The sequence below is a fragment of the Humibacter sp. genome, from assembly GCF_035547335.1.
Lineage (GTDB): Bacteria > Actinomycetota > Actinomycetes > Actinomycetales > Microbacteriaceae > Humibacter.
The window spans coordinates 1-8,655 of the sequence record NZ_DASZVF010000029.1 but is presented as its reverse complement, the minus strand read 5'-3'; the positions used below and the strand labels follow the sequence as shown (position 1 = coordinate 8,655).

Sequence of the window (8,655 nt, the reverse complement as noted above, 5' to 3'; positions counted from 1 at the left end):
CTGCGGCGCGGCGGTGACCGGCATCAGTCGCTGCGCGACGGGGCGGCCATCGAGCTGGGGCTGCGCTCGTTCCTCGAGGAGGGCGGATTCGGCGCGTTCACGACGAACTTCGAAGACCTGGGCGCGCTCAAGCAGCTGCCGGGGCTGGCCGTGCAGAGGCTCATGGCCGAGGGATACGGATTCGGCGCGGAGGGCGACTGGAAGACGGCCGTGCTCGTGCGCATCGCCAACGTGATGGGTGCGGGACTCCCGGGCGGAGCATCCCTCATGGAGGACTACACGTACGACCTCACGCCCGGCCAAGAGCGCATCCTCGGCGCCCACATGCTCGAGGTGAGCCCATCGCTGAGCACCGCGAAGCCGACGCTCGAGATCCACCCGCTGGGCATCGGCGGCAAGGACGACCCGGTGCGCCTGGTCTTCAACGCGGATGCCGGCCCCGCCGTCGTCGTGGCGCTGTCGGACATGCGCGACCGTTTCCGTCTCACGGCCAACGTCGTCGAGGTGGTCGCCCCGACCGAGCCGCTGCCCAAGCTGCCGGTCGGACGAGCCGTGTGGATTCCGCAGCCCGACTTCCGCACGTCGGCGTGGGCCTGGCTGCAGGCCGGAGCCGCACACCACACCGTCATGACGAACGCGGTCGGCATCGAGGCGTGGGAGGATTTCGCGCGCATGGCAGACACCGAGCTCGTCGTGATCGACAACGACACGCGACCCCGCGAGTTCGAGCAGCAGCTGAAGTGGAGCGCTGCATACTGGCGCTTGCAGCGCGGCATCTGAGTTCGCGTCGGCCGGCGCCGGTCTTGGCCGGCTCCGAGAGGGAGTCGAGAACGCCGCTCGCGGTCGGATCGCCATTGACCCGGTTGGCATGCGCGGTCTTCTCTCTCTGTCTATCTCTGCCCCCGGGCGACGCGTGGCTCAGCCCACCTCGACCCGTAGGACGCCATCGGCACGAACAGCGTGCCGGTGGCGTTCCGCGTCTTGCCGCTTCTCTGCCCTTGGGGTGACGTCGCGTCCGCTCTCTGCGGCGATGTCGCACCTACCCTTACGGCCATGTCGCGTCCCCTGCTCTTGGGAGACGTCGCATCCGCCCGAGCTGCCATGTCGCATCCGCTTCTCTGCGGCGATCTCGCATCCGCTCCTCGGCGATCTCGCATGCCTCTGCAGTGACGCAGCATCCAGCCCTTGGTGCGACGTCACGCTCCCCGAGCACCGGGTTGACGAGCCACTCTAAACCGGTTTAGAGTGAGCGAGCAGGCGGTTTGAACCGGTTTAGGTCGCCGCGGGAACGGGTCCTTAGCCTCCGGAACGGAGGCGACCGCAGGCAGACCACCGAAGGTGCTGGATGGATCAGAAGATCACGATCGACGACGTCGCCAAAGAGGCGGGCGTGAGCAAGGGGCTCGTGTCTCTGGCGCTCAATGACCGTCCAGGGGTCTCGGCGGAGGCGAAGGGGCGCATCCTGCGCGTCGCCGACCAGCTCGGCTGGCGGCCGGACCCCCGTGCTCGCGGTCTGAGCACGCGCCGCGCCTACGCTCTCGGACTCATCGTGCGGCGCAGTCCGCACGTGATCGAGGTCGATCCGTTCTTCGCCGCCTTCATCGCCGGCGCTGAGGCGGTGCTCGCCGAGCGCGGTCAGGTGCTCGTGCTGAGCGTCGTGCCCGACGTGGACAGCGAGCTGGACGCCTACCGGCGCCTGAGCTCCGAGCGCCGCGTCGACGGGTTCTTCGTCACCGACCTGCTCGACGACGACCATCGCGTCCGCGCCCTCACGGGCCTCGGCAAGCCCGCCGTCGTGCTCGGGCGTCCGGATGACGCGGCGGGAATGCCCGTGATCTCGCGCGACTACAGCGCGGGCATCTCGAAGCTCGTCGGCCACCTCGCGGAGCTCGGCCACCGGCGGATCGCGCACGTGACGGGAAACACCGCCATGCAGCACGCGCGCATCCGTCTCGAGCGGTTCCTGGCCGAATGCCGGGCCTGGGGGCTCGAGTCGGTCGTGGAGCAGGCGGACTTTTCGCCGGAGCAGGGGGCCGCAGCCACCCGCCGGCTCCTCGATGACCCGAACCGGCCGACGGCGGTGATCTACGGCAACGATCCGATGGCCATCGCCGGCATGGCGGTCGCGCACGAGCGCGGGCTGTCTCTGCCCGGCGACCTGTCCATCGCCGGCATGGACGGATCCGACATGGGCGAGTGGGTCTATCCCACGCTGACGAGCCTCGGCAACGCGCCATCCCAATGGGGCAGGGCGGCAGCCGAGACGTTGCTGCGCCTGATCGAGGAAGGAACGGCACCCGATGTCGAGCTTCCGGGAGCAGACCTCATCCGTCGCGCCTCCACAGCGGCGCCGGCGGGAACGGCACACCACAACACCAAGGAGAGATGACAATGCAACGACGCACGAAGATCGCCACCGTCGCGGCGGTGGCGCTGGCCGCGCTGACGCTCAGCGGATGCTCGGCGGGCTCCGGCGGCGGATCCGACGCCACGAAGGCGCACGGCCCGATCAAGATCTGGTACTCCAACAACGCGCAGGAGATCCAGTGGGGCAAGGCCGCTGTCGCCTCCTGGAACAAGAAGCACCCTGACGAGAAGGTCACCGGCCAGGAGGTCCCCGCAGGCAAGACGACCGAGGAGGTCATCGGCGCCGCGATCACCGCGGGGACTACACCGTGCCTGGTCTACAACAACCTGCCGGCCGCCACCGGCCAGTTCCAGAAGCAGGGCGGCCTGGTCGACCTCTCGAAGTTCCCCGGGGCCGACAGCTACATCGAGAGCCGCAGCGGGGCATCCGCCAAGCAGTACAAGTCGAGCGATGGCGATTTCTACCAGATGCCGTGGAAGGCCAACCCCGTCGTCATCTTCTACAACAAGGACATGTTCCAGAAGGCGGGGCTCGACGCCGAGCATCCCAAGCTGAGCACGTACTCCGACTTCCTCGCCACCGCGAAGCAGCTCACCTCGAGCGGTGCTGCGCAGTACGCCATCTACCCGTCGCCGACGAGCGAGTTCTTCCAGCCCAACTTCGACTTCCTGCCGCTGTACGCCGCTGAGACGAAGGGCAAGTCGATCATCGAGAACGGCAAGGCGACGATCGACAGCCAGGCCGGTCTCGACGTGTCGAACTTCTGGAAGTCCATCTACGCCGACGGTCTCGCGGGCAAGGAGCAGTCCCAGAACGACGCCTTCGCCACCGGCAAGTCGGCCATGGCCATCGTCGGTCCGTGGGCCATCCCGGTGTACAAGAAGGTCAACTGGGGCTCGGTGCCGGTGCCGACGAAGGACGGCATGAGCGCGGATCAGACGTACACGTTCCCGGATGCGAAGAACGTGGGCATGTACACCTCGTGCAAGAACCAGGGAACGGCGTGGGACTTCCTCAAGTACACGACGAGCAAGTCGGAAGACCAGAAGCTGCTCGAGATCACCGGCCAGATGCCGATCCGCACGAACCTGCAGAAGACGTTCCCCGACTTCTTCCAGAAGAACCCGGCGTACCAGCAGTTCGCAGGCCAGACGGAGCGCACCATGGATGACCCGACCGGCCCGAACACGATCGCCGTGCTCCAGGATCTGCGCAACTTCTACGAGAAGGCCGTGATCTCCGGGCAGGGCGACCTGAAGTCGCAGCTGTCCAGCGCGGCGAAGACGATGACTGCGGAGTGGGCGAAGAAGTAGCCATGTCCTCCACCAGTCCGACGGCGCACCCGGGGCTCGGGGCAGGCAGGCGGGGCGACGCCGCCGGCCCCGAGCCCGGGCACCACCCGCGTACGTCGCCGAAGCATCCGCTGAGGGTGCGCGTGTTCGGCCGCCAGCCGTTCGGCGGCCTGTTCGCGGTTCCGTACCTGGTCTTCGTGATCTCGGTGTTCGCGTATCCGCTCGTGTTCGCCGTCTACATGTCGTTCTTCGACTACTTCTTCGCGGCGCCGGGAGCGCAGGTCGACAGGCCGTTCGTCGGCCTCGACAACTACGTGCAGGTGTTCACCGATCCCGCGGTGCTGCAGTCGTTCGCCAACGTGGGCGTCTTCCTCCTCATCAACGTGCCGCTGACGGTCGTGCTGTCGATCGTGCTGGCGACGGCGTTGAACAAGGTCGTGCACGCTCGCGTGTTCCTGCGGGTGAGCTACTACGTGCCGTACGTCACGGCGAGCGTGGCGGTCATCGCAGTGTGGCTGTTCCTGTTCAACAGCGACGGGCTCGTCAACAACCTGCTCGGCCCGCTCGCCCCGAGCCCGTCGTGGCTGATCAACCCGGTGCTCGCTATGCCCACCGTGGCGATCTATGTCACGTGGAAGCAGCTGGGATTCTTCATCCTGCTCTACCTCGCGGCGCTGCAGAACGTGCCCAACGAGTTGTACGAGTCGGCCGCGACCGACGGAGCTGGTCGCATCCGCTCCTTCTTCTCGGTGACGGTGCCTGGAGTGCGGCCGGCGACCGTGCTGGTGCTGCTGCTGTCGACCATCGTGGGCGCGAACCTGTTCACGGAGCCGTACCTCCTCACCGGGGGAGGCGGGCCGAACGGGGCATCCTCGTCGCCCGTGTTCGTGATGTATCAGCAGGGGATCGAGCAGGGGCATCCGGGATTCGCGGCCGCCATCGGCATCGTGCTCGTGATCGTGGTGCTCATCATCGCGTTCCTGGAGAACCGGTTCGGGGAGGGGAGGGACTGATGGCCGACACGTCTATCGAAGAGCCGGCGGGAGTGCGGATGCCGCGAGGCGGCCGCCGCCGCAGGTCACGTCGCGGAACGGGCATCGAGCTCTCGCGCGGCCAGGCCATTCTGCGTGGCGTCGTGCTCACCATCGGCGCGATCGTCTTCCTGTTCCCCTTCTATTACATGCTCGTGGGGTCGTTGCAGACCGAGCCGGATCCCACGGTCGCCGGTGCGTTCCCCAATCCGTCGAACCTGACGCTGGAGAACTACGCCGCCATCAACAGCCGCATCAATCTGCTGCAGGGCCTCGTGAACTCGGGAATCTTCACCGGAGGCGTGCTGCTGTGCACCGTGGTGTTCGGGCTCCTGGCCGGATATGCACTGGCGATGCTGCAGTGGCGCGGTCGAGGCACGACGTTCGCGCTCGCTCTGCTGGTGCAGGTCGTTCCGTTCCAGCTGCTGATCATCCCGCTGTACGTGCTGATCGCTCGCAACTACGGTCTCGCCGACAACTATCTGGGCATGATCCTGCCGTTCGCGATCAACTCGACGGCCGTGATCATCTTCCGGCAGTACTTCCTGCAGCTGCCCAAGGAGCTGTTCGACGCTGCGCGGGTCGACGGTGCTGGAGAGCTGCGCCTGCTGTGGAGCCTCGGGCTGCCGCTCGTGCGACCGGCTCTCGTCACCGCGGTGCTGCTGACGTTCATCGGCCCGTGGAACGAGTTCCTGTGGCCGTTCCTCATCACGAAGGACTCCTCGATGCAGCCGCTCGCCGTGTCGCTGGCGAACTACATCAGCAATGTCGCGTCGTCCACGGCCAACCCGTTCGGCGCCATCCTGGCGGGGGCCGTCGTGCTCGCGGCGCCCGTTGTCGTGCTGTTCATCGTCGGGCAGCGGTACTTCACCGCCACCGACCTCGGATCCTCGGTGAAGGGATAGCCGTGCAGCCCATCTCGACGCAACGGCTGCGGGACTCGTACGAGGATGCCGAACGTCACAGCAACGAGAAGACGGCCGCGCTCACCGTTGCCCAGTTCTCCTCGGCTGAGGCGTTCGGCGAGCCCGTCGACTGGATGATCGGCCCCTTCGAGCGCGACGACTCGCTGACGTTCCGCCTGGAGGGGCAGTGGGATGACCCGACCGGAGTCGGGTGGACGTCCTCGTCGCTCTTCAACCCCACGCTGATGGAGCGCGACGGCCGGCTCCACCTCTTCTACCGCGCGTCGCCGCGCAAGGAGTCGCTGGCCAGCCGGATCGGCCACGCCGTCTACACGCCGGGCGCCGGCTGGAGCGACGACGCCGCCAACCCGCTGATCTTCCCCACCGACGACGACGAGGTGTGGGGCTGCGAAGACCCCAAGGTCTACGAGGCCGATGGGCGCTACGTGATGTTCTACAACGGCATCTGGCCTCTGGCCGGTGCGGAGGAGGCCGAGCGCTACCCATCGCCCGGCTGGCCGCTCGGCGAGGTGGGATGCGACATCCGCATGGCCATTTCGGACGACCTCGAGGCCTGGGAGAAGGTGGGGCTCGCGGTTCCGTACGCCGTCTCCCGGCTGTGGGCGAAGGGGGCTGTTGTGGCCACAGACGGACGCGGGAACGCCGTGCGCTTCGGGGAGCACTACCTGATGTTCCTGTCCGAGGGATGCGACGGCGTGCTCACCGTCGGACGCTCCACCGATCTCGTGCACTGGACGTTCGAGCCGCAGCCGTATCTCGACATCAGCGAGTGGGGGAGCCTGCACGAGGTCGCGTGCGCCGTCGTGACGGGGGACACGCTCGTGCTCGACTTCTTCTACCGAGACCGCGAGGGCGAGTTCGCGGCTGGTCAGGCGCGGTATGCCGTCGTGGATCCCTTCACGCAGCTCCAGCTGCACCGGGGAGGCTCGCTCGCGTGGGGCGGTCTCATCCGGTGGCAGGGCGACTGGATGTTCGCCCAAGGCTGGGACGCACCCGCAGGCGACCGCGAACTCTACTTCTATCGCAGCCCGGGAGGCGGTTCGAGCGGCACCGGATGAGCGCGGCCGTCGGCTCGGTGGGTCGGGGGTTCGGGGTCTCGGTGGGCGGTCGTCTCGGTGGGCCGGTGCGCCGGTGGGCGAACCGACCGGCTTCGCTGGAGGCTCGGCCGGGGCAATGCGCCGGTTGGCAACTCTGCAAAGCAGCAGCGGGCGGCCGGCGGGCGAACGGAGGCCGGCAACTGACCATCGGGGACCGACCAGCCAGTCGGCAGGCGACCGCCGAAGAGGACCGAACCGGGTGCGGCATGCACCGATCGAAACCCGATCGAAAGGAACACCATGACCATCGAATCGTCGACCACAGAGCGGTTCCCGTATGCGCTGGAACGCCTCGGCGTGATCATGGCGCCCGAGCCGGGGTCGCCGCTCGAGGCCGAGGGTGTGCTCAACCCCGCGACCGGCCACGACGCGCAGGGACGCCTCTACCTACTGCCTCGGCTCGTGGCCGAGGGCAATGTGTCGCGCATCGGACTCGCGCGCATCGTGCTCGACGACGGTGTGCCGGTCGGAGTGGAGCGCGAGGGCGTCGTTATCGAGCCGGACAGAACGTGGGAGCGGGGGTCTCAGAACGCGGGCGTCGAGGATCCGCGTGTCACCTACATCCCGGCGCTCGGGTTGCACGTCATGACGTATGTCGCATTCGGGCCGCTGGGGCCCCGCACGGCGATCGCGGTGTCTCCGGATGTCCGTGACTGGGTTCGTCTCGGTCCCGTGTCGTTCGCGTACGACGATGCCCTCGATCTCGACCTGAACCTGTTCCACAACAAGGACACCGTGTTCCTGCCCGAGCCGGTGACGGCGCCAGACGGTACCGAGTCGCTCGCGGTCCTCCATCGTCCGTCGTGGGATCTGAGCGAGATCCGGCCTGGTGAGCGACCGGTCCTCCCCGAGTGGATGACCGAGCAACGGGGCAGCATCTGGATGAGCTTCGTGCCCCTCGACGACGTGCGGAACGACGTGCGCGCCCTCTCGAGGTGGAGCGGGCATCGCGTGGTGGCGGCGCCGGAGCATCCGTTCGAGGAGCTGAAGATCGGATCGGGTCCGGCGCCTGTGCGGATTCCTGAGGGATGGCTGCTTCTGCACCACGGGGTGACAGGGCGTCTCGAGGGTGGGATGTCGCAGCAGCAGCACGTCAACTACGCGGCGGGTGCGATGATCCTGGATGCCGCCGAACCGTGGCGGGTGCTCCAGCGCACCGTCGACCCGCTGCTGACGGCGGACACCGAGGACGAGCGCAGCGGCACCGTGCCGAACGTGGTCTTCCCGACGGCGATCGAGCAGATCGACGGGCAACGGTACGTGTTCTACGGCATGGCCGACTCCAAGATCGGTGTCGCTCGCCTCAGTGCGGTCGGCTGACACCGTTCCCCGGTCCTCCGCCCACACGGTTCTCGGGTCTTCCGTTCGCACGGTTCCCGAGGTGCTCCGCTCACACGGTTCCCGGCGGACCCACTGACGCCTTCTGGACCTCGTCGACAGAGAAGGTCTCGACGGGCCAACTGGTGCGGTTCCGGCGGTGGGCCAGACCATCGAGCCGGCCGACGGACGACTCGAGAAGCGCGCCACGCCCGGGCTGCGGCCTCGAATTGCACGCGCGCGGACCGCCGCGTAAAGTAATGACTTGTCACCCCAAAGGTGCGGAAGGCTCGAAGAGCTTCCGGCCTCAAGCGGGACAAGCCCTCAGCCGAAGAGCTACTCCTCTGGAGGAGAGAACCACTGGCTGCAGGAAACAACAACATCTTCCTCCGACGTGTGCAGGCTTCCCGCCCGTGTCACGGTCGGCGGATGATCGGTGAAGTAACCCTGACAAGTAGATCCGCGTGATCGATGGTCAGGAGTGTCCGATCCTTGAGAACTCAACAGCGTGCACTATGTCATATGCCAAATAACCTCCGGCACTGATCTTTTTGGTTGGTGTTGGGATTCCTTTGGATTAGATAATGATTGTCAGTTGACTTTCGATGCTAGTCAGATCTGCTC

General features: G+C 67.0%; 7 protein-coding genes. All 7 read left to right on the top strand.

Annotated elements, in window-relative coordinates; translation table 11 throughout:
* On the top strand, nucleotides 1-780 hold a 780-nt coding region (locus VHB92_RS06795), incomplete at its 5' end, for an L-arabinose isomerase family protein (RefSeq protein ID WP_422653652.1).
* A gap of 565 nt (nucleotides 781-1,345) precedes the next feature.
* Nucleotides 1,346-2,389 carry a LacI family DNA-binding transcriptional regulator gene (locus VHB92_RS06790; protein WP_325452709.1) on the top strand — a complete coding sequence of 348 codons (1,044 nt, stop codon included), beginning with the start codon at nucleotides 1,346-1,348 and terminating at the stop codon, nucleotides 2,387-2,389.
* Nucleotides 2,390-2,391: 2 nt separating this feature from the next.
* Entirely contained in the window at nucleotides 2,392-3,681 is a 1,290-nt protein-coding gene (locus VHB92_RS06785; protein WP_325452707.1) for a sugar ABC transporter substrate-binding protein, read from the top strand.
* Nucleotides 3,682-3,683: 2 nt separating this feature from the next.
* Nucleotides 3,684-4,673: a sugar ABC transporter permease gene (locus tag VHB92_RS06780; protein WP_325452705.1), complete on the top strand. Its 990-nt coding sequence runs from the start codon at nucleotides 3,684-3,686 to the stop codon at nucleotides 4,671-4,673.
* 38 nt (nucleotides 4,674-4,711) lie between these two features.
* Complete coding sequence (locus tag VHB92_RS06775) at nucleotides 4,712-5,596, top strand: carbohydrate ABC transporter permease (protein WP_325452711.1); 885 nt, start codon at nucleotides 4,712-4,714, stop codon at nucleotides 5,594-5,596.
* Nucleotides 5,597-5,598: 2 nt separating this feature from the next.
* The gene (locus VHB92_RS06770; protein ID WP_325452703.1) at nucleotides 5,599-6,675 is read left to right on the top strand and encodes a hypothetical protein; all 1,077 of its coding nucleotides are present in this window, start codon (nucleotides 5,599-5,601) and stop codon (nucleotides 6,673-6,675) included.
* A 279-nt stretch (nucleotides 6,676-6,954) separates the two neighbouring features.
* Complete coding sequence (locus VHB92_RS06765) at nucleotides 6,955-8,034, top strand: glycosidase (protein WP_325452701.1); 1,080 nt, start codon at nucleotides 6,955-6,957, stop codon at nucleotides 8,032-8,034.
* Nucleotides 8,035-8,655: the final 621 nt, after the last annotated feature.